Source organism: Streptomyces dioscori (assembly GCF_003024195.1).
In the GTDB taxonomy this organism is placed as follows: domain Bacteria; phylum Actinomycetota; class Actinomycetes; order Streptomycetales; family Streptomycetaceae; genus Streptomyces; species Streptomyces dioscori.
On record NZ_KZ679044.1, the window covers coordinates 350,602 to 375,609 of the forward strand.

At 70.0% G+C, this 25,008-nt stretch carries 21 protein-coding genes; 14 read left to right on the forward strand and 7 right to left on the reverse strand.

Annotated elements, in window-relative coordinates:
• The first annotated feature begins 2 nt into the window (after positions 1-2).
• Positions 3-1,439, forward strand: a complete 1,437-nt coding sequence (locus C6Y14_RS20125; RefSeq protein WP_107018117.1) for a M20/M25/M40 family metallo-hydrolase — start codon at positions 3-5, stop codon at positions 1,437-1,439.
• 151 nt (positions 1,440-1,590) lie between these two features.
• Here the strand turns inward: C6Y14_RS20125 and C6Y14_RS20130 are convergent, their stop codons facing one another.
• Positions 1,591-2,322 carry an SLATT domain-containing protein gene (locus C6Y14_RS20130; protein ID WP_107018118.1) on the reverse strand — a complete coding sequence of 244 codons (732 nt, stop codon included), beginning with the start codon at positions 2,320-2,322 and terminating at the stop codon, positions 1,591-1,593.
• Positions 2,323-2,684: 362 nt separating this feature from the next.
• Here C6Y14_RS20130 and C6Y14_RS20135 point away from each other — a divergent pair, with 362 nt between their 5' ends.
• The 7 genes from C6Y14_RS20135 to C6Y14_RS45075 all read left to right on the forward strand — a co-directional run bounded on the left by C6Y14_RS20135 (position 2,685) and on the right by C6Y14_RS45075 (position 9,763).
• On the forward strand, positions 2,685-3,029 hold the full coding sequence (locus C6Y14_RS20135; RefSeq protein ID WP_107018119.1) for a YbaB/EbfC family nucleoid-associated protein: 345 nt from the start codon (positions 2,685-2,687) through the stop codon (positions 3,027-3,029).
• 110 nt (positions 3,030-3,139) lie between these two features.
• Positions 3,140-3,739 (forward strand): recombination mediator RecR, encoded by a 600-nt coding sequence (recR, locus tag C6Y14_RS20140; RefSeq protein WP_107018120.1) that lies wholly within the window; start codon positions 3,140-3,142, stop codon positions 3,737-3,739.
• A 50-nt stretch (positions 3,740-3,789) separates the two neighbouring features.
• The gene (locus C6Y14_RS20145; protein ID WP_107018121.1) at positions 3,790-4,449 is read left to right on the forward strand and encodes a DUF5063 domain-containing protein; all 660 of its coding nucleotides are present in this window, start codon (positions 3,790-3,792) and stop codon (positions 4,447-4,449) included.
• Between the two features lie 355 nt (positions 4,450-4,804).
• Positions 4,805-6,079, forward strand: coding sequence for an aspartate kinase (locus tag C6Y14_RS20150; RefSeq protein WP_107018122.1), 1,275 nt, complete (start codon positions 4,805-4,807; stop codon positions 6,077-6,079).
• A 34-nt stretch (positions 6,080-6,113) separates the two neighbouring features.
• Entirely contained in the window at positions 6,114-7,169 is a 1,056-nt protein-coding gene (locus C6Y14_RS20155) for an aspartate-semialdehyde dehydrogenase (RefSeq protein ID WP_107018123.1), read from the forward strand.
• Between the two features lie 360 nt (positions 7,170-7,529).
• Positions 7,530-8,198: a SigE family RNA polymerase sigma factor gene (locus tag C6Y14_RS20160; RefSeq protein WP_107018124.1), complete on the forward strand. Its 669-nt coding sequence runs from the start codon at positions 7,530-7,532 to the stop codon at positions 8,196-8,198.
• A complete protein-coding gene (locus tag C6Y14_RS45075; protein ID WP_225891169.1) occupies positions 8,195-9,763 on the forward strand; it encodes a hypothetical protein in 1,569 nt (522 codons plus the stop codon). Before C6Y14_RS20160 ends, C6Y14_RS45075 begins: the two co-directional genes overlap by 4 nt.
• Positions 9,764-9,842: 79 nt before the next feature.
• Here the strand turns inward: C6Y14_RS45075 and C6Y14_RS20170 are convergent, their stop codons facing one another.
• From C6Y14_RS20170 to C6Y14_RS20180, 3 genes are all read right to left on the reverse strand, one after another.
• Positions 9,843-10,658, reverse strand: coding sequence for an SURF1 family protein (locus C6Y14_RS20170; RefSeq protein ID WP_107018125.1), 816 nt, complete (start codon positions 10,656-10,658; stop codon positions 9,843-9,845).
• An 89-nt stretch (positions 10,659-10,747) separates the two neighbouring features.
• Positions 10,748-12,601 carry a S9 family peptidase gene (locus tag C6Y14_RS20175; protein ID WP_199854785.1) on the reverse strand — a complete coding sequence of 618 codons (1,854 nt, stop codon included), beginning with the start codon at positions 12,599-12,601 and terminating at the stop codon, positions 10,748-10,750.
• Positions 12,602-12,759: 158 nt separating this feature from the next.
• Entirely contained in the window at positions 12,760-14,859 is a 2,100-nt protein-coding gene (locus C6Y14_RS20180; RefSeq protein WP_107018127.1) for a potassium channel family protein, read from the reverse strand.
• Positions 14,860-15,093: 234 nt separating this feature from the next.
• On the opposite strand from C6Y14_RS20180, the gene C6Y14_RS20185 reads away from it, so the two are divergent.
• From C6Y14_RS20185 to C6Y14_RS20195, 3 genes are all read left to right on the forward strand, one after another.
• A complete protein-coding gene (locus tag C6Y14_RS20185) occupies positions 15,094-16,161 on the forward strand; it encodes a permease (RefSeq protein ID WP_225891170.1) in 1,068 nt (355 codons plus the stop codon).
• Entirely contained in the window at positions 16,158-16,934 is a 777-nt protein-coding gene (locus tag C6Y14_RS20190) for a TIGR03943 family putative permease subunit (RefSeq protein ID WP_107018128.1), read from the forward strand. The genes C6Y14_RS20185 and C6Y14_RS20190 overlap by 4 nt, the downstream gene beginning before the upstream one ends.
• 164 nt (positions 16,935-17,098) lie before the next feature.
• Positions 17,099-18,073 carry an SMP-30/gluconolactonase/LRE family protein gene (locus tag C6Y14_RS20195; RefSeq protein ID WP_107018129.1) on the forward strand — a complete coding sequence of 325 codons (975 nt, stop codon included), beginning with the start codon at positions 17,099-17,101 and terminating at the stop codon, positions 18,071-18,073.
• A gap of 521 nt (positions 18,074-18,594) precedes the next feature.
• On the opposite strand, the gene C6Y14_RS44730 is transcribed toward C6Y14_RS20195, so the two are convergent.
• The 3 genes from C6Y14_RS44730 to C6Y14_RS44155 form a co-directional block, all read right to left on the reverse strand.
• A complete protein-coding gene (locus C6Y14_RS44730) occupies positions 18,595-18,924 on the reverse strand; it encodes a hypothetical protein (RefSeq protein WP_213084354.1) in 330 nt (109 codons plus the stop codon).
• 467 nt (positions 18,925-19,391) lie between these two features.
• Positions 19,392-20,294 carry a phosphorothioated DNA-binding restriction endonuclease gene (locus C6Y14_RS20205; RefSeq protein ID WP_107018131.1) on the reverse strand — a complete coding sequence of 301 codons (903 nt, stop codon included), beginning with the start codon at positions 20,292-20,294 and terminating at the stop codon, positions 19,392-19,394.
• 372 nt (positions 20,295-20,666) lie between these two features.
• The gene (locus tag C6Y14_RS44155; RefSeq protein WP_159074286.1) at positions 20,667-21,266 is read right to left on the reverse strand and encodes a hypothetical protein; all 600 of its coding nucleotides are present in this window, start codon (positions 21,264-21,266) and stop codon (positions 20,667-20,669) included.
• Between the two features lie 968 nt (positions 21,267-22,234).
• Here C6Y14_RS44155 and C6Y14_RS20215 point away from each other — a divergent pair.
• The 3 genes from C6Y14_RS20215 (at position 22,235) to C6Y14_RS20225 (ending at position 24,788) form a co-directional block, all read left to right on the forward strand.
• The gene (locus C6Y14_RS20215) at positions 22,235-23,866 is read left to right on the forward strand and encodes a hypothetical protein (RefSeq protein ID WP_225891171.1); all 1,632 of its coding nucleotides are present in this window, start codon (positions 22,235-22,237) and stop codon (positions 23,864-23,866) included.
• Positions 23,866-24,264, forward strand: coding sequence for a hypothetical protein (locus C6Y14_RS20220; RefSeq protein ID WP_107018133.1), 399 nt, complete (start codon positions 23,866-23,868; stop codon positions 24,262-24,264). Before C6Y14_RS20215 ends, C6Y14_RS20220 begins: the two co-directional genes overlap by 1 nt.
• Before the next feature lie 104 nt (positions 24,265-24,368).
• Positions 24,369-24,788 carry a hypothetical protein gene (locus tag C6Y14_RS20225; RefSeq protein WP_159074287.1) on the forward strand — a complete coding sequence of 140 codons (420 nt, stop codon included), beginning with the start codon at positions 24,369-24,371 and terminating at the stop codon, positions 24,786-24,788.
• Positions 24,789-25,008: the final 220 nt, after the last annotated feature.

Here is a 25,008-nt window from a genome sequence, read left to right on the forward strand (position 1 = left end):
GTATGCGACCTGTGAACCCGAGCAGAAGAACCGTTCTGGCCGCGACGGCGGCCGCCGGAGCCGCCACGGCGGGTACAGCCGGGACGGCATCGGCATCGGCGTCGACATCGGCGTCGGCGGCCGAGGAGTCGGACGCGGGTGCACACCCGCCGGCCACCGCACAGCCCCCCACCCGCGAACTCCGCGCCCTCCTACGGGAGATCGACCCCGCCCGCATCGAGGCGACCGTCCGGAAACTCGTCTCCTTCGGAACCAGGCACACCCTCTCCACCCAGGACGACCCGGCCCGCGGGATCGGCGCGGCCCGCGACTGGATCCTGGCGGAGATGCGCTCGTACGCCGCCACGTCCGGCGGCCGGATGACGGCCGAACTCCAGTCGTACGTCCAGGAACCCGCGCCCCGCATCCCCACGGCCACCCGCATCACGAACGTCCTGGCCACCCTGCGCGGCTCGGTCACCCCGGAACGGGTGTACGTCGTCTCGGGGCACTACGACTCCCGCGTCACCGACGTCATGGACGCCACCTCCGACTCCCCGGGCGCGGACGACGACGCCTCGGGGGTGGCCGTGGCGATGGAACTGGCCCGGGTCATGGCGAGGCGCCGCCCGGCCGCCACGATCGTCTTCGCGGCGGTGGCGGGGGAGGAGCAGGGCCTGTACGGGGCCGCGCACATGGCGTCCCGTTTCAAGGCGGCGGGCACGGACGTGCAGGCCATGTTCACGAACGACATCGTGGGCGCTTCGAGGGCGGACGACGGAACGAAGGACCCCTACACCATCCGGCTCTTCGCGGAGGGCGTGCCGACGTCGGAGACGCCGGAGCAGGCGGCCACGCGCCGTTCGGTGGGCGGCGAGAACGACTCGCCGTCGCGGCAGCTGGCCCGTTTCGTGCGGGACACGGCGGACAACCCGGCGACGGGTATGCGGGTACGGGTCGTCCACCGCCGGGACCGCTACCGCCGGGGCGGCGACCACATCCCCTTCCTGGAGCAGGGATATCCGGCGGCCCGTTTCACCGAGCCCGCCGAGGACTTCGCCCATCAGCACCAGGACGTGCGGGTCGAGGACGGCAAGCAGTACGGGGACCTGCCGGAGTTCTGCGACTTCCCCTTCACGGCCCGGGTCGCGCGGGTCAACGCGGCCGCGCTGTGGACGCTGGCGCAGGCGCCGGGTGCGCCGCGGGAGGCGCGGATCCTGACCGCCGCGCTCACGAACTCCACGCAGTTGGTGTGGGCTCGGGGGGCCGAGCCGGACCTCGCGGGCTACGAAGTCGTGTGGCGGGAGACGACGGCGCCGGAGTGGACGCACGTGATCCCGGTCGGCGACGTCACCTCCCACGAGGTGGACCTGTCCAAGGACAACGTCTTCTTCGGCGTGAGAGCGCTGAACGGAACGGGCCTGAGAAGCCCGGTGTCATTCCCGTCCCCGCAGGCTTAGGACTCTTCCCGTCACTTTGTCCTCAAACGCCGGACGGGCTGAAAGGCATCTTTCAGCCCGTCCGGCGTTTGAGGACAAAGGGGGGCGAGGGGGCGAAGCCCCCATGCAGTGACGGGAAGGGTAGGGGCGGCGGGGGCGGGGGAAGACGCCCCTACCGGGGCTCCGGGGGCCGCTGGCGGGGCATGTTCGGCCGCGCACCCGGCGGCAGGGACGCCCGCCCCACCGGCGCCGCATCCCGCGTATGCCCACCCCCGCCCGCCTGCAGCGCCAACGGAGCCACCCCCGTCCGGAACTCCACCATCCAGTCCGCGGTCTCCACCCGCACCAGCTCCGTCACGTCCTCGGAGAACCGCCGCAGCACGGCAAGGCACCGCTCAGCGGCCTCCCCGGCCGTCCCCTCGGCCGGCCCGAGAACCTCCCGCACGCACTCGGACGCCCAGTCGAACTGCAGCACCTGCAACCGCCGCTGCACGGCCTGCGCGGTCGCCACGTCCCGCATCCATCCGGAGGTCACCCCGAAGAACCGGTCCCCCGCCACACAGGCGACCGCCACCAGTAGCGCCAGATACCCCCAGGCGGCGCCCCCGCCGAGCACCCCGGCGAGGTCCAGCAGGGGCAGCCCCGCCCCGGCGAGGGCTCCCGCGGCGGCCCCGGCCCGCAGGGCCCGCGCGCCCCGCCGCTTCCACACCCGGTCGGTGAGGTACCAGTACGCGGTGGTGAGCGCCCCCGCCTCCACCCACCGGTAGAGCTCGTCCAGCCGCTCGGCCGGCTCGCCCCAGTCGCCGAGCGGGAAGGTCCGCCCCATCAGATCGCCGGGCTCCACGGGACCGTCGCGCCGACCGCCCTGGGCCTGCCCCTCGGGCTGCATGTCCGGCTGGCTCACCCGACGCTCCCTCGCTGTGACGTTGTGACGTTGTGACGTTGTGTGATGTTGCGTGACGTTTGTGGCGGTGACGATGGCGGTGGCAATGGCATGGCAATGGCGGTGACGTGGCGCGTGGTGCTGATGCGCCGCACCCTTACTACCGCCCCTTGGGTGGAGTCAGTCCTGCTTTCGGGGCTTTTCCGCTCGGATGTGGGTCCTGATCAGGTATAGACCAACCTGCCCTCTCACTCGAAAGAGTGCCGAAGCGACGGCCCGGTAGACCACGTAGGCTCGTGCCAAGGCGGAATTCACGCCGGAAAGCCGTATCCGAAGGCAGTACTCACCGCAGTACTCACAGCCGTACGAACCAGGAGCTGATCGTGATTCCCGGTGGTGGCCAGCCCAACATGCAGCAGCTGCTCCAGCAGGCCCAGAAGATGCAGCAGGACCTCGCGAACGCCCAGGAGGAGCTGGCGCGCACCGAGGTCGACGGTCAGGCGGGCGGCGGCCTGGTGAAGGCGACGGTGACGGGCTCGGGCGAACTGCGCGGCCTGGTCATCGACCCGAAGGCCGTCGACCCCGAGGACACCGAGACCCTCGCCGATCTGATCGTCGCGGCGGTCCAGGCGGCCAACGAGAACGCCCAGGCGCTCCAGCAGCAGAAGCTCGGCCCGCTGGCCCAGGGCCTCGGCGGCGGCAGCGGCATCCCCGGCCTGCCGTTCTAAGTCAACCCGGCGGTCCCTTCTAAGAAGGCCGACCGCCAACTACCGTACGTACGAAGAGAGCAAGCGCGACTACGGTACGTACCGAGTCCGTGGGAACAGGAAGGCAATCCGTGTACGAAGGCGTGGTCCAGGACCTCATCGACGAGCTGGGGCGGCTGCCCGGCGTCGGTCCCAAGAGCGCGCAGCGGATCGCCTTCCACATCCTCCAGGCGGAGCCGACGGACGTACGCCGTCTCGCGCAGTGCCTCATGGAGGTCAAGGCGAAGGTCCGCTTCTGCGCCACCTGCGGGAACGTGGCGCAGGAGGAGCTGTGCAACATCTGCCGCGACCCGCGCCGCGACCTCTCGGTCATCTGTGTGGTGGAGGAGCCGAAGGACGTGGTCGCCGTCGAGCGGACCCGCGAGTTCCGGGGCAAGTACCACGTGCTCGGCGGCGCGATCAGTCCCATCGAGGGTGTGGGCCCGGACGACCTGCGCATCAGGGAGCTGCTGGCGCGGCTCGCCGACGGCGCGGTCACGGAACTGATCCTGGCCACCGACCCGAACCTGGAGGGCGAGGCCACGGCCACCTATCTCGCCCGCATGATCAAGCCCATGGGCCTCAAGGTCACCCGGCTCGCCAGCGGGCTGCCGGTGGGCGGCGACCTGGAGTACGCCGACGAGGTCACCCTGGGACGCGCCTTCGAGGGAAGGCGGCTGCTGGATGTCTGAACGACTGGTTGATGTACGGGACGAAGTTCTTGAGGAAGGCCGGCTTCTAGATGTCTGACGCCACGCTGCACGCGACCGATCCCGACCCCGACGACTTCTCGGTCCAGATCGCGGATCAGATCGAGAGTTTCCTCGTCGCGGTGACCGAGGTCGCGAGAGGTGACGAGCCGGACTCGGCCGTCCCCTTCCTCCTCCTGGAGGTCTCCCAGCTCCTGCTGGCCGGCGGCCGTCTCGGCGCGCACGAGGACATCCTTCCCGACGAGCGGTACGAGCCCGATCTGGGCCCCGAGCCGGACGTCGACGAGCTGCGCGAGCGCCTCGCCGAGATGCTCGACCCGGTCGACGTCTACTCCGAGGTCTTCGACCCGTACGAGCCCCGCAAGGCGCCGGTCCCGGCCCGTATCTCGGACGATCTGGCCGATGTCATGGCGGATCTGCGGCACGGCATGGCCCACTACCGGGCCGGCCGCACCACCGAGGCCATGTGGTGGTGGCAGTTCTCGTACTTCTCGAACTGGGGCTCCACGGCCTCGGCCACCCTGCGCGCCCTGCAGTCCCTGGTGGCGCACGTCCGGCTGAACCAGCCCCTGCAGGAGCTGGACGGCCTGGACACCGACCAGGAACTCAGCGAGGACGCCCTCGCGGAGGAGGCGGGCCGCGTGATGGCGGAGGAGATCGCGGGCCCGCTGGGCCTGCGCGAGGTCAAGTGACGCGCGGTTGAGAGTCCTGCGTGTGGGGCGGGCCCGGAGTCGGTGACTCCGGGCCCGCCCCACACGCACGCCGTGCCCCTTTCCGCCCGGACATATCGCGTCGGCCGTGTGACTAGGGGCACTTTGCGAGTGAGGTGCGTCCGGGACGGGCAGATGCGGTCCTGGAGCGGCCGGAGGGCCGGACCGCGGGAGCCGACCGATCGGCCGACCGCGGGACGGGACCCGACCGGACCGGGTGATCAACACGTGAGCGGGACATCTCACGATGCGATATCACTCGGGTGGAATTCGGCCGCTCGTTAGACTGAGCCGACCGCAGCCGTGCGGTACGAGACGGACTGAGCGAGGAGCGCACGTGGGCCTTGTCGTGCAGAAGTACGGAGGTTCCTCCGTAGCCGATGCCGAGGGCATCAAGCGTGTCGCCAAGCGAATCGTCGACGCCAAGAAGGACGGCCACCAGGTCGTCGTCGTGGTGTCGGCGATGGGTGACACGACGGACGAGCTGATCGATCTCGCCGAGCAGGTATCCCCGATCCCTGCCGGGCGTGAGTTCGACATGCTGCTGACAGCGGGAGAGCGGATCTCGATGGCCCTGCTGGCCATGGCGATCAAGAACCTGGGCCACGAGGCCCAGAGCTTCACCGGCAGCCAGGCAGGCGTGATCACCGACTCCGTCCACAACAAAGCGCGCATCATCGATGTCACGCCGGGCCGCATCAGGACGGCGCTCGACGAGGGCAACATCGCGATCGTCGCCGGATTCCAGGGCGTCAGCCAGGACAAGAAGGACATCACCACGCTGGGGCGCGGCGGTTCCGACACCACGGCCGTCGCCCTCGCCGCCGCCCTCGACGCCGAGGTCTGCGAGATCTACACGGACGTCGACGGTGTGTTCACCGCCGACCCCCGGGTGGTGAAGAAGGCCCGGAAGATCGACTGGATCTCCTCCGAGGACATGCTGGAGCTCGCCGCCTCGGGCTCCAAGGTGCTGCTGCACCGCTGCGTCGAGTACGCACGCCGATACAACATCCCGATCCACGTCCGCTCGTCCTTCTCGGGACTGCGCGGCACCTGGGTCAGCAACGAGAATCCGCAAGGGGACGCGCAGGTGGAGCACGCCATCATCTCCGGAGTCGCGCACGACATCTCCGAAGCCAAGATCACGGTCGTCGGCGTCCCGGACAAGCCGGGCGAGGCCGCGGTGATCTTCCGGACGATCGCGGACGCCGAGATCAACATCGACATGATCGTGCAGAACGTGTCCGCGGCCTCCACGGGCCTCACGGACATCTCCTTCACCCTCCCCAAGTCCGAGGGCCACAAGGCCATCGAGGCGCTGGAGAAGGCGAAGGGCGCGATCGGCTTCGAGTCGCTGCGCTACGACGACCAGATCGGCAAGATCTCCCTCGTCGGCGCGGGCATGAAGACCAACCCGGGCGTCACCGCCTCGTTCTTCCAGGCGCTGTCCGACGCGGGCGTCAACATCGAGCTCATCTCGACCTCCGAGATCCGCATCTCGGTCGTCACCCGCCAGGACGACGTCAACGAAGCCGTGCGCGCCGTGCACAGCGCCTTCGGGCTCGACTCCGACAGCGACGAGGCCGTCGTCTACGGAGGCACCGGACGATGACCGTCCCCTCGTACGGAGGCGTACGACGGTGACAGTGACGGCGGCCGGGCGGCCGACGCTCGCGGTCGTGGGCGCGACCGGAGCCGTCGGCACGGTCATGCTCCAGATCCTGTCCCAGCACGCGGACATCTGGGGCGAGATCCGCCTCGTCGCCTCACCGCGCTCGGTCGGCCGCAAGCTGACCGTGCGCGGTGAGCAGGTCGAGGTGGTGGCCCTGACGGAGGAGGCCTTCGACGGGGTCGACGTCGCCATGTTCGACGTACCCGACGAGGTGGCCGGGCGCTGGGCGCCGGTGGCCGCCGCCAAGGGCGCCGTCGTGGTCGACAACTCGGGCGCGTTCCGGATGGACCCCGAGGTGCCGCTCGTGGTGCCCGAGGTCAATCCGCACGCCGCCCGGGTCCGGCCGCGCGGCATCATCGCCAACCCCAACTGCACGACCCTGTCGATGATCGTGGCCCTGGGCGCGCTGCACGCCGAGTTCGGGCTGCGCGAGCTGGTGGTCTCCTCGTACCAGGCGGTGAGCGGGGCCGGGCAGCGCGGGGTCGACACCCTGCGGCAGCAGCTCAAGCTCGTCGCCGGTACGGAACTGGGGACGACCCCCGGCGACGTACGGCGGGCTGTGGGCGACAACACCGGGCCGTTCCCGGAGCCGGTGGCGCTCAACGTGGTGCCGTGGGCCGGGACCGTGCGCGAGGACGGCTGGTCCTCGGAGGAGATGAAGGTGCGGGACGAGTCCCGCAAGATCCTCGGACTGCCGGACCTGCCCGTCGCCGTCACGTGTGTCCGTGTGCCGGTCGTCACAGTGCACTCCCTGACCGTCCACGCCCGCTTCCAGGGCGAGGTGACGGTGGGCAGGGCACGGGAGATCATCGCCACGGCCCCCGGGGTGGTGCTCTTCGACAACCCGGAGGCGGGGGAGTTCCCGACGCCCGCCGACGTGGTCGGTACGGACCCCACCTGGGTCGGGCGGGTACGCCGGGCCCTCGACGACCCGACGGCGCTGGAGCTCTTCGTCTGCGGCGACAACCTGCGCAAGGGTGCCGCACTGAACACCGCGCAGATCGCGGAACTGGTGGCCGCGGAGCTGTGACCTGCCCCGGAAGCCGCCGGCTCCGGGCCGGGCCGGGAAATCATCCGGTCGTTAGTTGAATCTTTTGTAGGATCTGTGCGACTTCTGTGGTTCGATCGGGTTCGAAGCTGTGGTCCGGACCACTGAAGCCAAGCCTCTGGCGTTCTGAAGATTTTTCTCCCCGTTCTCCGCAACCGCGCGGAGGGCGGGGAGCGTCTTTGCGGTCGCCCTTCAGGGGTGACCGGACGCCACGTTCATATGGGGCATAGGGGATGGGCTTTTACGTATGAGGACACTTAGCGCACGGTCCGGCACGAGGTCCTACGCAAACGTGATGCCTGTCGCGTACAACCCCGGCGGGGGGACGCGTGTCCAACTGGCGTGGCTGAGGTTCTCGAATTCACTGTGGCGACGCGGGGCACTGCCCTCCGTCCGCCCCGCCGACCCCGCACGTCCGGCGCGTCCGGCGGCGGCATGCCGGTGATCGCCCCCATGCCCGCAGCGCGGTCGGCCCGCATCCCGAATCAGCGTGAAGGCGCTGACGAGGCACTGGCGGCCGGTACCACCGTCGACCATCTCACCGAGACCTACCGCGCCCACTACAGGTCGCTCCTCGGCCTCGCGGCGCTCCTCCTCGACGACACCGCGTCCTGCGAGGACGTCGTCCAGGAGGCCTTCATCCGGGTGCACTCGGCGCGCAAGCGCGTACGCGACCCGGAGAAGACGCTCGCCTATCTGCGCCAGACCGTCGTCAACCTCTCGCGCTCCGCGCTGCGCCGGCGCATCCTCGGCCTGAAGCTCCTCTCCAAGCCGATGCCCGACATGGCGAGCGCGGAGGAGGGCGCGTACGACCAGCTGGAGCGCGACGCCCTGATCAAGGCGATGAAGGGGCTCCAGAGACGCCAGCGCGAGGTCCTGGTCCTGCGGTACTTCGCGGACATGACCGAGGCGCAGGTCGCCGAGACCCTCGGTGTCTCCCTGGGCTCCGTGAAGGCGTACGGGTCGCGCGGCATCGCCGCGCTGCGCGTCGCCATGGAGGAGCCGGCATGAGCGGCCACGACGAGCGAGCACGCCACGACGAGCACGGTCGCCACGGCGACGACGAGCAAGAGCAGCACGCTGGGAACGGAACTGTGAATCACGGCCCCTCGGAGAACCCGGGCCCGGAAGAGTCGGGCCGCACGGACACGGAAGGCCGCCCGTCGGACCGCTCGACGGGTGGTCCCCCGGACGCCGCGACCGAGCCGGCCGGGTCGGTCGACCCGGCCGCCCCCGGTGCCTCGGACTCATCGCCGGGCACGTCCCCGGACGAGGTCGAGGGCAAGGGCAAGAGCAAGAGCGAAGGCGCGGTCGCGGTCGAGTCCGCGGGCAGCACGCCGGAGAAGGCTTCCGGCGACGCACCGACCAAGGTGTCCCCGCTGTCCCCGCTGTTCACGAAGGACTCGGCCGGCGACTCGGGCGGCTCGGCTACGGAGTCCGCGGGTGCGGAGTCCGCGCGTACGGATTCCACGGGTACGGAGTCCGTCGGCTCGGCGGCCGGAGGTGCGGGCGGGTCCGGAGCTGACGGTCCCGGCACCCCCACGGCCCCGGGTACCGGTCTCGCCGCCGACGGGTCTGGAACCGACGTGTTCGGCTCCGACGAACTGGCCCTGCGGCGACTGCTGCACCAGGCCGTCGAGGAGATCGAGCCGACCGACGGCACGCTGGACCATCTGCGGCGCGCGGTACCGGCCAGGCGGGCACGCAAGCGCCAGGCCCTCGTCGGCATGGCCGCCGCCGCGCTCTTCATCGGCACCGCGGTCCCGGCCCTCGTGCACGTCTCGAACTCCACGGGCTCCAACGCCGACCCGTCCATGGCGGGCGCCACCTCCGCGACCCAGGGCGGCGCGAACGAAGGCAAGGAAGCCTCCTCGGGAAGCGGCTCCGGCGATTCCTCGGGCTCGTCCAAGGATTCCAGCAAGGGCGACAAGAAGGACAAGCCCGGCAAGGGCAAGGGTGGCGGCACCGCGGGCACCTCGCCCACGAACTCCACCGCGGTCGCGCCGACCTGTACGCCGACGCAGCTCATCGCCGCTGCCGGGGGCGGCGCACCCGATGCCACCGGCGCGGTCTACGGCACCTTCACGGTCACCAACGTCTCTACCGCCAGCTGTACGGTCGTCGGCGACGGCTCGGTGGCGCCGACCGCGCTGGGCGCCGCGGATCCCTCGCAACTCTCTACGCTCCTGCACACGGCGGGCGACCCCGCCGGCGGACTGCCCGACCCGTCCACCTACGTCTCCTCCCTGGTACTGCCGCCGGGCGGGACGTACAACGTGAAGTTCGCCTGGGTGCCCTCGTCGACCTGCCCGACCAGTGGCGGCAACGGCGGCACCGGCGGCGGGGAACCCTCGCCCGACCCGACGCCCACGGAGGACCCCACCGGGGCCAGCGGCGGTACGGTCTCGGAAGGCGCGACCGGCGAGGAACCCCAGCTCATGAGGGCCGACGGAACCGTCGACGGAAGCGTCAGCGTGTCCTACACGGCCGCGGGCGGCGCACCGGCGGCCGCGACGACCGTGTCCAACGCGTGTGCGGGGACGGTCTACCGGACCGGCGTGCTGGCCGGTTCCTGACCGCGCCGGGCCCGGGCTGCGGCTCGGGCCCGTGCATCGGGTAGGCCCGGGTACGGGCCGGGTGCCGTGTCAGACAGTGTCAGGCAGTGGTGGACGACGCGGACGACACCTTCGCGGCGTCGGTCTCCACCGGAGCCTCCTCCACGAGACCCAGCTCCGCGTCCTGCGCGAACTCCACCTCGCGCCGCATCAGCCGGAACCACATGAAGACCACGAACCCCGCGAAGACGAACCACTCACCGGTGTAACCCAGGTTCTGGAAGGCCTTCAGATCCAGCCCCGTGTCCGAAGGCGCGGCGGCGGGCACGGCCTTCATCCCCGAGTCGGCCTCGGCGAGCGTGATCCACGCGTCGTACATCTTGTACGGCACGAGGTTCACCAGCGACGCCGAGCTGATCGCGCCGGTCTGTCCGGCGGGGAGCCCGCCGGCCGCGGGCACGCCGTTCGACCCGGGCGTCTCCGACGCCTGGAGCGCACCGGTCACGGTGACCTCGCCGGCCGGGACCGCCGGAGCCTTCGCGGTGTCGGCGTCGCCGGCGAGCCAGCCCCGGACCACCGGCAGGGCCCTGCCGTCGTCGGTGCGCAGCATCGTCAGGACGTAGAAGCCCCGCTTGTCGTCCAGCTCCCGGCCGGGGACCAGCAACTGCTTCCCGTACCGGCCCGTCGCGGTGGCCTGCTTGCCCGACGTCTTCTTGTCCACGGGCAGCAGCCGGCCGAGCGGCCGGGGAGCCTGCGTCCTGGCCGCCGAGGCCTGCTCACCGGCGTCGCGATGGTCCTGGACGCGGTCCTCGAACCGACTCAACTGCCATGACCCCATGAACATGCAGAAGGGGATGGCCAACAGCACGAAGACGTTGATCCCCCACCAGCGGGGCGTCAGCAGGAACCGGTACACAACCCCAAAGGTACGGGCCCTCGCGGGGAGCGGGCCGAGTGGGGTGCCCCGGCCCCGGCCCGCCCCGCCCCGCGAGGGCCCCGGCGCGATCAGCCGCCCAGGTGCCGCTCCGCGAAGTCCAGCTCCAGCCGGACCTGCTTGATCCGCTCGTCCACGACCAGCGAACCGTGCCCCGCGTCATAGCGGTACACCTCGTGGTCCGCGTCCCGCGAGGCCAGGCGGGTCACATAGTTCTCGACCTGGCGGATCGGGCAGCGCGGGTCGTTGACCCCGGCGGAGATGTAGACCGGTGCCTTCACCGCGTCGACGTACGTCAGCGGGGACGACGCCTCGAAACGCTCGGGAACCTCCTCCGGGGTGCCGCCGAGCAGCGTGCGGTCCATCGCCTTCAGCGCCTCCATCTCGTCGTGGTAGGCCGTCACATAGTCCGCGACCGGCACCGCGGCGATACCCAGCGCCCATGCCTCGGGCTGCGTACCCAGACCGAGGAGGGTGAGGTAGCCGCCCCATGAACCGCCGGTCAGGATCAGCCGGTCGGGGTCGGCGGACCCGGAGGAGACAGCCCATTCCCGGACGGCCTCGATGTCCTCCAGCTCGATCAGGCCGACCCGGTGCTTGAGGGCGTCCGTCCACTCGCGCCCGTATCCCGTGGAACCGCGGTAGTTGACCCGGATCACCATGTACCCGTGGTCCACCCAGGCCGCCGGGCCCGCCGCGAACGAGTCGCTGTCGTGCCAGGTCGGGCCGCCGTGGATGTCGAACACGGTCGGGAGGGGGCCGCTCGCTCCGGCCGGCCGCTGCACGAGGGCGTGGATCCGGCCGCCCGGACCCGTCACCCACACGTCCTCGACGGGCACCGACCGCGGCGCCTTCATACCGGGCGGATCGAGGACGACCTCGCCGGACGTCGAACGGACCACCGGCGCCTCGGCGGAGGACGACCAGAGGTACTCCACGCTGCCGTCGGGGCGGGCGGTCGCGCCCGACACCGAGCCCTTGGGCGTCGGCACCCGCTCCAGCTCGCGGGTCGCCAGGTCGAACCGCCACAGCTCGCTGCGCGCCTCGAAGCTGTTGACGACGAGCAGGGCGGAGCCGTCCGGATACCACTCGGCGCTCAGGTCGCCGTCCAGCTGAGAGGTCAGCTCCAGGTCCGTCTCCTCGCCGGACACCACGTCCCACACCATCGGCTCCCAGCGCCCGCGCCGCTGGTGTCCGACGAGCAGCCGGGTGTCCCCGGCCACCGGGGCGAAGCCCAGTACCTCAAGGCCCAGCTCGGCCGTGCCGTCCTTGGTGTCGTCCAGCTCGGAGACCGCCGAACCGTCCATCCGCAGCACCCGCAGCGCGGAGTGCATCGCGTCACCGTGCTCGGTGTGCTCGACCGCGATGAGTGTGCCGTCGTGCGAGAGGTCGCCCACTCCCGCCGACTCCCGGTGGCGGTAGACCTCGACGGGGTCCTCGCCGGTGCGGCTGACGTAGATCGTCGAGCCGTCCTCGTCGGTCGACCTGCCGACGATCGCCGTCCGCCCGTCCCGACCGAGCGCCAGCCCGGCGGGGTAGGAGGGGTCGAGGCCGGGGGCGGCGGGTGCGTCGGTGCCGCCCGGGGCGCCGGACCCGCCCTCATCGCCCGCCCTGGCGGTGAAGGGCTGTCGGCGCCAGATGCCGAACTCGTCGCCGTCCTTGTCGTCGAACCACCAGATCCACTCGCCGTCGGGCGACAGCACGCCGTCCGTCGTCCCGTTGGGCCGGTCCGTGACCTGGCGCTGGGCGCCCGTCCCACGGTCCCACGCGTACAACTCGTACGTCCCTGTCGCGTTGGACACGAACAGGGACCGGTGCGGGGCGTCCTCCGCCCAGTCCGGCAAGGACACCCGCGGCGCCCGGAAGCGCTTCTCCCATTCGGGCATGGTTCCCTCGTGCGGGATGGCCCCGTTGCTCTCAGTCATGGCCCCATATTGCACGCACAGGACGACATCGCGCTGACGGGCCCCTCAGCCTGTGGACAACTCTCCGGCCGGAGGGGGTGTTGATGTGGCTGAACCGTGCGTCACCGCAGTTCAAAGCCGCGGGTCGGTGGGAGTTGGTCGCGCAGTTCCCGCGCTCCTTACGGGGCCGGGGCACCGCCGGCCGTACGTTCCCGGGTGCCGCGTCCCAGCAGTTCCGCGAGGCCCCGGCGGGTGGCGGCGATGACGACGCGGTCCCCGGAGCCGAGCACGTAGTTCGGGGGCAGGTCCCAGACCAGGCCCGAGGGGCGGTCGGGGGACGGGGCGTTGCGGTCGCGGTCCGGAGCCGACGGAGGCGGGGCCGGGGCCGGGGACGCGGGGCTGTTCGGCGCGGGCGGGGCGGGATCGGCCGGCGGACGGGGGCGGCGACCGCCCGCTGCCGCCACGGTGTTCAGGACCGTCGTGTCCAGGACCGTCGTGTCCAGGGCGAGAACCCGCCACGCCCCCGCACGGAACGCCTCGGCGACGGTCCGGCCCTCCAGATGCGGATGCCCCGCGACGTCCAGGGCCGCGAAGAGCAGCACCCGGCGTTCCACGGGGATCGCTCCCAGGATCTGGCGGCCCATCATCGCTCCGGCGAAGGCGGGCGCGGCCAGATGGGAGACGCTGCGGCTGCGGGTGAGGGCGTTCGGGTGGGTGGCGCGCAGGGTGCGGTAGACGGCGGTGGCGAAGTCGTCGTCGTACAGGCGCAGGACGACGCGCAGGTCGGGGCGTACCGACCGGGCGTACAGGGCCGCTTCGAGGTTGGTGGTGTCTGCGCTGGTCAGGGCGAGCAGGGCGTGTGCCCGGTGGATCTTGGCGGCTTCCAGGACGCCTTCCTGGGTGACGTCACCGAGTACGACGGGCACGCGCAGCCGCCGTGCCAGCGCGAGCCCGCGCGCCTCGGGGTCGGCCTCGACGCACACCACGGGGATGTGGAGTTCACGGAGCCGGGCGAGGACGCGCGTACCGATCTTGCCGACTCCGAGGAGGACGACGTGACCGGAGAGCCCCCGGGGCGGCTTGCGCAGCGCCGTCCCGCTGCGGAACGTACCGAGGCCTTCCAGGACGGCCGCGAGGAGTACGGGGAGCAGCAGCAACCCGACCAGCCCGGAGAGGAGTTGGAGGATCTGGCGGCCGAGGGGGTCGTCCAGCGCGGGATCGTTGATCGCGAAGAGGTCGAGGAGGGTGAGGTAGGTGGCGTGCAGTGGATGGGCGCCCGTGACGAGCATGGACGCGACGACGAGGGCGACCACACAGGCCACCAGAGCGGCGAAGGACCAGCGCAGCCGCCGGGAGAACAGTCTGCCGAGGGGCAGCCCGATGGACATCCCGCCCGGCAGGACACCGCGTCGGGCGGGCAGCGGGGGAGCGGAGTACGACACGGTCTCCAGGACGATCGTGCCGCGGCCGGTCGCGGCGGCCACGGACGCCTCGTCGGGCAGCAGCCGCGGCCCGTGCTCCCCGCTGCTCTCCGAACCGTCCGCGCCCGCCGGGTCGTTGGTGGTGGCCGAGAGCAGGGCCAGGGTGCACAGCCCGGGGTCGGCGACCTCCCCCGGACCCGGCGGCTGCCGTTCCACGGCCCGCAGCATCAGCCCGTCGGTCTGTACGACCTTGCTGGTCCCGGCCACGGCGGTGGCGGCCAGCGCGGGCGCGGCGGTGTCCGCGTCGGAGAGTACGGTCGTGGAGGCGTCGAGGAGACCGGGCGCGGGCGAGCCCGTGGACTCCCCGATCCCCGCCATGGCGAGGGCGGACGCCTGGTCCAGCAGGGCTTCGATGTGCTGGCCGAGGCGGCGGTTGTAGAGCCGTATGACCAGGCGGAGGCGCGGGTTGAGCCGACGTGCCATGAGGGCCGCGCGGATGTTGGTCTCGTCGTCGTCATGGACGAGGGCCAGCGCGTGGGCGTGCTCGACCCCGGCCTCGGCGAGCACGGCCTCGGTCAGTACGGCGGCCTCCAACACCGTTTCCGCACGCGGCCTTTCGGAGGCCCCGGCACCACGACCGGCGGATCCGCTGTCGCCGGTGACGCCGTTGCCCGCCGCCGCCCGGGTCATGGCGGCCGACACGCGGTCGAGCAGGGTCGAGGCGCGGGCCCGTCCCACGACCGGGGGCCGCGCGGTCCGCTCGGCGGACGGCACGACCAGCGTCACCCGCTCCCCGTAGACGCCCCGCAACTCGGCCGCGAGGCGGTGCGCGAGAGCGTCGTCCCCGCACACCACCATGTGCGCGGCGCGATCGTCCGGCCCGCGATCGTTCGATCCGCTCTGATTCGGAAGGCTCCCCACAACAGCACAGACTGCCTCACGGGTACGGGTGGTTGCACGGTGGCCTGCCGCAAGGCGACCGGTCCCGGGAAACCCCGGCGGACCCGGATGAGAAGCTGTGCCGGAACGGGCGTACTGAAGGTGGAGGGCGATCCACCGACACAGCCCCTCCCAACCGGAGGTACCTCTCCCGTGACCACAACCGACACGACTCCGCCCGGGGTTGAGGACCGCGAGACGGACGGCGCGGCGGACGGCAGGACAGACGGCAGGACGGACGGCACGACAGACGTCCCCGGTGGGCCGAAGGGCTGGCAGTTCAACTCCCCCCTCGTCCTGACCATGCTGCTGCTCGCGGGTGTGGTGCTCCAGGACCCCCTCCGCGGGGCGCTGTCCGCGCCGGTGACGCAGAGCTGGATGACCGTGTTCGTCGCGGTGATCGTGCAGGCGCTGCCCTTCCTGGTGCTCGGCGTGATGCTGTCGGCGGTCATCGCGGTGTTCGTCCCGCCGTCGTTCTTCGCCCGCGCGCTGCCGAAGCGGCCCGCCCTCGCGGTACCGGTCGCGGGCATGGCCGGGGCGGTGCTGCCGGGCTGCGAGTGCGCGTCCGTGCCGGTGGCCGGGGCGCTGGTGCGCCGGGGTGTCACGCCCGCGGCGGCGCTGGCGTTCCTGCTGTCGGCGCCCGCGATCAACCCGATCGTGCTGACGGCGACCGCGGTCGCGTTCCCGGGCGAGCCCCGGATGGTCCTGGCCCGTTTCGTGGCGAGCCTGCTGGTGGCCTGCGCGATGGGCTGGCTCTGGCACCGGCTGGGCCGTGCGGACTGGCTGCGCCCGCCGGAGCGCCCCTCCTGGGAGGGCCAGGGCAAAGGGGCGGCGTTCTGGGGGTCGGTACGGCACGACGTGATGCACGCGGGAGGGTTCCTGGTCGTCGGCGCGATGGCCGCGGCGACGCTCAAGGCGGTGGTCCCGGCGGACTGGCTCGGTTACGCCGCCGACAACATGCTGGTGTCGATCCTCGCCCTGGCGGTCCTGGCCGTGCTCCTGTCCATCTGTTCCGAGGCGGACGCCTTCGTGGCCGCGTCCCTCACCCAGTTCTCCCTGACGGCCCGGCTGGCCTTCCTGGTCGTCGGCCCGATGATCGACCTGAAACTCTTCGCGATGCAGACGGCGACGTTCGGCCGCGGTTTCGCGCTGCGTTTCGCGCCCGCCACGTTCACGCTGGCCGTCCTGGTGTCGTCCCTGGTCGGGGCGGTGCTCCTGTGAACCGCCAGGCGCAGGCGGCGGTGCTCTTCCTCACCGGCGGAGCGATCCTGCACGCGGGCCTCACCGACCTCTATCTGCGGTACGTCAAGGCCGGGTTGAGGCCGTTGCTGCTGGCGGCGGGGGTGGTCCTGATAGCGACGGCGATCGCGACGGTCTGGTACGACCGCCGCGAACGCCGAACCCGGACGGACGCCCACGCAGACTCCGACCCCCACTCCGACCCCCACTCTCATGCTCACCCTCATGATCACGTTCACGCTCACCGGGAACCCGGCATCGCCTGGCTGATGACCCTCCCCCTCCTGGCGCTCGTCCTGGTGGCCCCGCCGGCGCTCGGCTCGTACAGCGCGATGCGCACGGGGACGGCGCTGCAGAAACAGCCATGGGGGTTCGCCGACCTGCCCGCGGGGGACACCGTCCGCCTGAGCCTCGTCGACTACGCGGGCCGGGCCGCGTACGGCCACGGCCGCTCGCTCGGCAACCGCCGTATCAGGACGGCGGGCTTCCTGGCGATGGGCAGCGACGGCACGCCCTACCTGGTGCGCATGGCACTCAGTTGCTGTGCCGCGGACGCCCAGCCGGTGAAGATCGGCCTCACCGGTCACACGCCCACGGTCCTGCGCCCGGACACGTGGCTGGAGGTCACGGGCACGTACACCACGAAGCGGACGAAGGACCCGGTGAACGAAGGAGTCATCCCGTTCCTGGACGTCACCGACGCCAAACCGATCAAGGCCCCCCGTGACCCGTACGACGAGAGCTGGAACGGCTGAGGCGTCGTGTACCCGCAGTGGTGTACCCGCAGGGGGACCGTCAAGCTGTCGATCCTCTGTCGATGCGGGGCACGGGCGGGATGGGCGGGGCGAGGTTGAGCCAGGATGAACGCACGGCACGTACGGAGTTGAAGTTCTCAGACCCTCCAAGGAGGCCAGGAACGATGACCCACTCGATCCGCACGACCCGCGAACACCCCTCCCGCCGCACGCTGCTGGGCGGCGCGGCGCTCGCCGCGTTCACGGTGGCGGCGGGGACGGCGACGGCGACAGGAACGGCGAACGCGGCGGCGGCGAACTCCCCCGCCACCTGGCCGACGCAGTTCCCGCTTCCCGACGGCTTCCTCCCCGAGGGCATAGCCATCGGCAGAAAGCCGTACGCGTACATGGGCTCGCGCGCGAACGGCGCGATCTACCGTACCGACCTGCGGACGGGCGAGGGCGGGATCCTCTTCGCGGGGGCCGCCGGCCTGGTGGCGGTGGGCCTGAAACTCGACCACGACGGCCTGCTGTACGTGGCGGGCAATACAGGGGTGGCCCGTACACACGACTCCCGCACGGGAGATGTCGTGGCAACACACCAACTGACGGAAGCCACCGGCCACTTCATCAACGACGTGACGCTGCTGGGTGATCGTGCATGGTTCACGGACTCCCGCGCGGCGGCGCTGTACGGAGTCCCGAGGGGCCGCTCCGGAGCGGTACGCACCCTGCCGCTCACCGGGGACTGGGTCCAGCTCCCCGACGTCAACAACGCCAACGGCGTCGTGGGCACCCCCGACGACCGCGCCCTGATCGTGGTCAAGAGCACCCCGGGGGAGCTGTACAAGGTGAACATCCGGACGGGCCACGCCACCCGCATCACCCTGACCGGCGCGACGGACGTCGTGAACGGGGACGGCCTCTACCGCATCGGCCGCACCCTGTACGTGGTCCAGAACCGCCTGAACGTGATCAGCGTGTTCCACCTGAACCGGTCCTCGACCCACGCCACCCTGACCGGCACGATCACGGACCCCCGCTTCGACGTCCCCACCACGGCGGCCCGCTTCGCCAACCGCCTGTACCTGGTCAACGCCCGCTTCACGACCCCCCAGACCCCGGAGACGACGTTCACGGGGGTGGCGGTCCCGATCTGACCGGGGGGGGGGAGAGAGTGACACCCGGCCGCGTCGGTGGAGGGTGTGGTCCCGGGCCGGCTCCTGCCGCTGCTCGTTCCGGAGAACGGAGAGCTCACCGAGCGCGCTGTTGGCGCGGCCGAGTTCCCGGAACAGACAGACGCCGGAGCCGGCGAACGGGACCCACGTACCTCTCTGAAAGACGAGCACCGGTATGCGCAACATCCCGACGAGGAAGAGCAGTTCGACGAAGAGCTCGGCCCCCGTACGCCCCCGAGCGGGCTACATCGAAAGGAGTCCCGCGCATCTCCATGGGCCCACCGTGAACGGCGGCCGGCGTCCCGGGCCGCGGCCTCTCCTCCGGGCGTCGTACGACTCCCGCTGCTCGCCACGGTGCACGGTGAACACCGATGACAGTTTTCCGGCGCGGCTCCACACCTCATCGCCGACAGCTCTCGCCTACATGACTGCGCATCCTGCCGACACCTGCTGCGGCGGCCAAGGCCGGACTGCCGTCGTCGTGAGCGGTCGCCGGTGGCGGCTCACCATCCGCAGTCGATGTCGGCCGAACCCCCGCTGACGACGGGGTCGGTGCTCGTGCCGCTGATCCGCAGAAGACCACCGTCCCGCCCCCACTCCAACGCGTACGTGCCTGAGTCGACAGGCCGATAACCATCGTCGACGGTCCAGGAGCCCGCCACACCAAGGGCCAGACCGGTGCGCCCCACGGCGTACGCCTCGCCGCCGCCGCTCATGAGGAAGGATGCCTCGCGCACCACTGCCGTGCAGTTTCCCGGCCCCGTGGGACGCAGCACGTGGTACTCCGCGCCCATGACGAGATCGCCCACCGCTCCACCTGCGATACCGAACACCGCCGTGACGATCAGCAGCCGAGTCCCCAGCGGTACCCACACGGCTCGCCCGGTTCGCTTCCGCGGGAGGCGCGCGGCAGTCACCGGCGCCGGCTGATCCGCCCGGGCGAGCGCCCGCCGAAGAACGAGCGCCATGACGAGGAGCGCCGCACTCACGCCCCACCCGGGAACGACCTGCCCCCGCACGACCAGCAGGAGGCCACTCCAGCTCCCCACCGCGGCGAGGGCCAGACTCCCGACACCCACTGCCGCCGAGCAGGCGGGCGACAACAACCTCACGCCGCGGTGGTGTGCGGCATCAGATCCCCGATGCGCTCGACCACTCGCTCGGCACCACGGCGGTCGGCCACGCGCGCGTGACAGCGCCAACGGATCGTCTCGAACATGCCAGCACTGTATGGCTCTGCCAAGTACTGCCGCAGGCTCATCGTCAGTGATGAGCCCGTCAGTGACAGGCCCACCAGTGATCAGGCGGCTGCGGAGGGGCGGGGGCTGCCGTGGAAAACCTGACTGATGTGCCAGGAGCGGTGGATCGCCGCGACGGGCGGGGCGCCCGGTTGAGGCCCGATGAGTGGCCGGTCGGCGAGCGCGATGACGTGTTCGCGGGCGGCTGGGCTGTGGCCGACGAAACGCTGGGAGACCAGAACGCGGTGGCCGTCACCGACACCGAGGACGCCCATGTCGAAGAGCTTGTGGTGCAGCGAGCACAGACACAGCCCGTTCTCGACGTCGTCCGGGCCGTCGAAGGCCCACCAGCGCACGTGCGCGGCCTCCAGCCCGACCGGCACCGCGCCGATCCTGCCGTCGTAGCCGCAGAAGGCGCACCGGTACTCGTAGGCCGTCAGAACCCGCTCCCGCATCAGCGGATCCCGCCGCTTCCGCGCGGCCGCCGAGAACTGTCCGGTTCCGGCCTCCGCCGACTCCAGCTCCAGGCCGACGGAATCGCACAGGTCGGCGTGGAGCGAAGGGGGAAAGTGCAGGTCGAGCAGGACCCGTGCCATCCGGCCGAGCAGTGCCGGTTCACGTCGCAGCGCCGCCCGCAGCTCCGGCGCCAGTCGCCCCGCGGCCCCCGCGGTCCGCAACTCCCGCACCCCGGTGCCGGGGCTGCCCGGTCCGCGATCGGTGCGTACCTCCCACACGCCGTCGCTCACCAGGTGGTGGAACGGGTAGGCCGGAGTGGTCCTGTTCGGCGGACCGTACTCGGTCAGCAGCCGCTGCAGATCCTCCTCCACCGCGCTGTACCGCAGTTCGCCGGCGGCATCCTGCTGGAACCGGCCGAGGGCGTACAGCAACAGCAACGGCTTGTGCGGAGCACGGGTCCCGCTCCTGGTCCACTGCCTCAGTCTCGCGGCACGCTCCAGCCAGTCCATGACCGGCGAGCGTAGTGGCGCCTGCTGACCACCAGTCTGCGCATCTTCAGAGCCACCTAACAACTTAGGGCAGACTCATGGTCACCCCGAACGCCCTGCCAGAGTTTGACCTTGCCCCGGAACTTCTCGCGGAAGAGCAAAACTGCATTCAGCAGACGACAGCATGGCTCATAGCCCGCCGCTCGCGTGGAGGGCACCGTTCTCAACATCGTCTACATGGACGATGGTGTCTGAAATGTTTTTGCGGTGTATGAGGGCCCTGACTGAAATCCTGTAGCCCCGTCCCGCCCTCGCCGCAGGGAAAGGAAACTGCCCTGCCCTGATGAGCCGATGCGCAGCAGAGTCGGCGATACCCATCACGTACGCGGCCTCTCAGAGCCCGATGAACGAAGGGTAGAGATCAGATATGCAGTAGTAGAGGTTCGGGTTCGAGATCCGGGATCGTGAGAACTCCGAAGAGCGCACTGACCGGCTGGCTGACCCCGAACGGCTACCGTCGCGAAGTCCTTCGTGGAGACCGCGAAGGACTTCGGAGTGGCCCTGCACATGAAGCAGAGCTCCGATTCGCTCACCTCTGAGTTGCTCCGCGACGTCGGCGTCACGGACAGTGTTGACATCGATTGACGATGCCCTGAGCGCGGAGTCCTGGGCATTCCAATCCGGCTGGATCAATACCCCGACGTCATCCACCGAGAAGTCAGAGCAGGTGGTATTCCCAAGCTGGAAGGCCAGATCGAAGGTAGCCTTGACCATTCGGTCCCTGATGTGGCGTGGTGAGGTGTCCATGACAGTGCCTTCCCATACCTCCAATGCGGTTGTCACCATGGCTGATTGAAGATCTTCTCGCTCGACCTGAAAATCGCGAGAGATTCTTGTGGAGAGAGAACGAAAACAGGGAGTGATGCAGTCGAGAATGATCAGCCGCCACGTGTCGTTGCCGTCTGGGTCGCACAACCTTCCCATGGCGATCATGGACTCCCACAGGCGGAAGCTCGGACCAGACCGGATTCCCGTCGAAATCACCTCAGCGCGAAACCCCTGTCGGGTCACCTAATCGTGTGAAGAATGTTTACATTCGGCATCCCTCATTGCACAGTGGACCCGCGAGGGTCACTCGATGCACCCGTATCGCTGCTCTCCGTACGCCCGCAATGCAACAGAGGTACCGGTAGCGGTCGATTGCCGAAGTCCCCATCGTCGATAATTTCTCAGCCGCAGAACTTCGGAAGGCTCATCCGACTGTGGTGGCTCCAGATTGATCAGACGAGGCAGGGGGAGTCGGCCGGGCTGCGTCAGATTGTTGAATGCGACGGAGGCGGGCGGCGTGTGGCAGGCGGCGCAGGCGAGATCGGCTCGCACCAGGCCGCTTTGCTGGTGATGGAACGGCGTCGTCGAGGTGTCTCGGACGCAGTGCCTGCGCGGAGCGTCCACTGAGTTGCGCCTGCCGTACGCGGTCGCAACAACTCTGCGGTCGGCAGGGCCGGACCGCACGGCGCCGCACGTACGTGCCCGCCATCGACCTGCTGCTCCTGCACTCGGTCGACCACGCGAGGGCCACGACATGATGGACACCGTCGGGATGCTACGTCCCGGCAGCATGGGATATGTCTTCGGTGCCCAACCTCGCGCCTGTGGCTACCTGCAGCGGCACCAGGGCCCGGCCTGGATGCCAGGTAAATCGGAGGCAATTTCGGCCAATCCTCAGCTATCCGGAAAGATTGCGCTCATTGTCGCGTTTGTGCTCTGGCGGTTCTTGCCGTCCACCGTGAAGATGCCCGCCTGTCGATGAACGGGGGAGCGGGATGGCGGTGGGTTGGGGCGTGCGTGCTCGGGGGAGGGCGCGGGCGGAGGAGGCCGAGTGGCCTGCCGTCCCGGTTCAGGTGAACCCTGTCGCTTCGGGGGTCAATCGCACCGCGGAGGTGGACCCCACATCGTCCGAAGTGACGCAGCTGTTGTGCCAGGCCGTCTATGCGCGTCCTGACCGGGTGAAGGCCGTGAAGGCGTGGTGGCGCAGAATTCGAGGCAAAGCGGGTAAGGCCAAGAAGCCTCGGCGCAGTACCAGGCGGCCGATCTATCTGGAGGGCAGCGACGACTGTCCGCCCCTGGGCGAACCGACTGCGCAGTGGGTTGTCGACCACGTGCTGCACGGTCCGCCGTTGCCTGTGCCGTCCTACGGCTTCGACCTTGTTCCGGTGACGGCGCACAGCCTTCGTGCGCGCCGCCGCCGGTGGGCGCGGCGCGCATGCATCCTGGTTTTGTGTGGGCTGGTCGCCTATACGGTGCCGTGGGCATTCGCGATCTGGGCTGCTGCCGTCGTCGTCGCTCTGTTCCTACGGTGGGCTGCTTTCCGTGCACTCCGCAGGGCCGGCCGGACAGGGTGGGCGCCTTCGCGCCGCCTGGCGTATGCCGTGCTGCTAACCCCTTGGCTGCTCGTACTCCTGCCATACGGACCCGTAGGCGCCGACGTGTTCCAGCTGCGACTCGAACTGGCCTTGTTCCCCTTCGGGCTGGCGGCGGTCGTCGCACTGGCGTATGCGGCCGACCGGCTTGTGGCAAGGGCTGCGCTGGGTGCCCTGGCGCGAGAAGGCGTGTCGTCCGATGGCTTGCCGTGGGTTGCGGCCAAGACCGGACGCAGGATGTCGCACATCAGCAAGGACCAGTCGCAGTTGGCGTTGCCCTACGATGCCTCGGAGCAGTTTGTCGGCGCCGGACGCGATGTCTGGGGGCCTGCTCGCATCAGCATCCCCCTAAAGGCCAAAGACGCCGAGGACTCGGTCAAACCGTTCGGAGAAGCGGAACTTCTCCGACGCGTGGGCACCGCCCTCAACGAACTGGGCCGCGGCGCCAGGGAGATCACTGATCCGCTTCCCGGGTTCTCGATGGAACGCATACTCGGCCTGCCGGCGGCTCGATGGCTGCAGCGCACCCGTGCGACGAAGGTGGAGCTGTCCGACCTGAGCGGTCTGGGACGCAGGTCCCCTTCCGGTGTGCCGGACCGGCTGTATCTGCGGGCCCAGTGCATCAGCTGGGACGGACAGATCGTGGTGAGCGTGTTCGTACATGCCGCATTGGAGGCCGGCGAGCTGCGGCTGACGATCCGGCCACACGTGATGACACCGCTCTACAACGAGCTACGGGTGACTGCCAAACCGGCCCGGACACGTGGAGCGCATCTGCTCAAGTGGCTTGCCGCGCAGTCACTCCTGGACACGGTCATGGGCCCTCTGGCCGTGTGGCGACTGGTCGCCCGCCTTGGCGAGAAGGCCGAAGGCCGCGCAGAGGAAGAAGACCCGGTGAGCCTGCGCGACCGGTACTCCACCCAGGAAGTCACCGACATGCACCAGAGCGACGACGCCAAGAGGCACGTTGTTCTGATTCAGTCCTGTGTCTTCCGGACCGTCGCCGAGTACCTCGACGAGCAGGGGATCGACCTGGCTGTGTACGAACGGCAGGTCGCCACCGTGACCAACAACATCCTCGTCTACGGGGACAACAACGCCCCCATCCAGAATGTCGCCGGCAGCGGCATCAGTGGTGTCGGCCAGGACAACAAGAATCAGGGAGGCAAGTAGTGGTTGTAGGACGGCGTCGCCCCGAACCCGTTCCGGACCATGGCTCGGGCATCAGCATCGGCGGTGCCAACAACGCACCGTTACAGAACGTGGTGGGACAGAACAACTCCCATATCCATCAGTCCGCCTCGGTACAAGGCACTGTCGACGTCGACGCTGTGCGCGGCCTCCTCGCCGCCTTCCGCGCGGACGTCGACCGCAACGCGGTGGACTTGCAGAACGTCACCGTCCTGCGCGCGATGGCGGACTCCGTCGACACCTCACTCGCGACCCCCGATGCGCCTCAGGTCGGCACACTGCGCGGGATCGCACAGGCGTTGCCCGCGCTGGTTGTGGACACTGCAGTCCAGCAAGGAGGCGAAGCGCTCGCCAACGCCATTGGCGGATTGCTGAGTTGAGTCCGAGCACCCCTTGAGCCGGTCTGAGATGCGGGATGAACCGTTCCGGCTACCACCTGCGGCACGCGTGGGTACAGTGCTGCGACCAGTTGGGGGGACCCGAAGTGGACGAAGTGACGTTCGCGGCGACCACCATGGCCGCGGCCTTCCTCACCCAGGCGACCCAGGACGGGTACCAGAGGGTCCGTGAGGTCATTGGCCGTCTGATCCGACGCAGCGGTCAAGAGGACGAGGCAGCGGCTCAGCTTGAGCGTCTGGACCGAGATCGGACCGCTGTGGTCCAGGCCCCGGCGGGCCACCGTGAGGCCGTCGTACGGGCCGCCGCGATCACGTGGGCTCCCGTGCTCGTACGACTCGCGGAGTCGGAACCGGTCGCGTATGCGGAACTGGTGTCTCTGGCCCGGCAGGATCGTCAGATCTCCGTGGCCAACCAGCACAATCACGGTACGGGCACCTTCATCAACGGAAATGTTGAAGGCGGTCTGACCATCAACCACGGTGCGGGGCATGGCAGACACGACTGACTCTGAGAGCCGGAGCGGGCAGCACAATCGCGGGCCCGGCGTGTTCATCGCGGGCAATGTGTATGGAGACGTCAACAACCACCAGACGTCCAGACCGGACCACGGGCGGGATCGCGAGTCTCAGGCGTCCCAGGGGCACCAGCGTAACGAGAAGGAACGTCCTGGTGGGGATCAATCGGAGGAAGTGGGAGAGGTGGGGCCAGGAGTGGCGTTGCTCGGC

What these genes read in the sequence shown, in the direction of transcription:
- C6Y14_RS20180 (WP_107018127.1), bottom strand. Translation starts at nt 14,859, where the DNA reads ATGGTGGTGTGCGGGGACGACGCTCTCGCGCACCGCCTCGCGGCCGAG.
- C6Y14_RS20125 (WP_107018117.1), top strand. Translation starts at nt 3, where the DNA reads ATGCGACCTGTGAACCCGAGCAGAAGAACCGTTCTGGCCGCGACGGCG.
- C6Y14_RS20195 (WP_107018129.1), top strand. Translation starts at nt 17,099, where the DNA reads ATGACCCACTCGATCCGCACGACCCGCGAACACCCCTCCCGCCGCACG.
- C6Y14_RS20205 (WP_107018131.1), bottom strand. Translation starts at nt 20,294, where the DNA reads ATGGACTGGCTGGAGCGTGCCGCGAGACTGAGGCAGTGGACCAGGAGC.
- C6Y14_RS20145 (WP_107018121.1), top strand. Translation starts at nt 3,790, where the DNA reads ATGTCTGACGCCACGCTGCACGCGACCGATCCCGACCCCGACGACTTC.
- C6Y14_RS20175 (WP_199854785.1), bottom strand. Translation starts at nt 12,601, where the DNA reads ATGACTGAGAGCAACGGGGCCATCCCGCACGAGGGAACCATGCCCGAA.
- C6Y14_RS44155 (WP_159074286.1), bottom strand. Translation starts at nt 21,266, where the DNA reads ATGATCGCCATGGGAAGGTTGTGCGACCCAGACGGCAACGACACGTGG.
- C6Y14_RS45075 (WP_225891169.1), top strand. Translation starts at nt 8,195, where the DNA reads ATGAGCGGCCACGACGAGCGAGCACGCCACGACGAGCACGGTCGCCAC.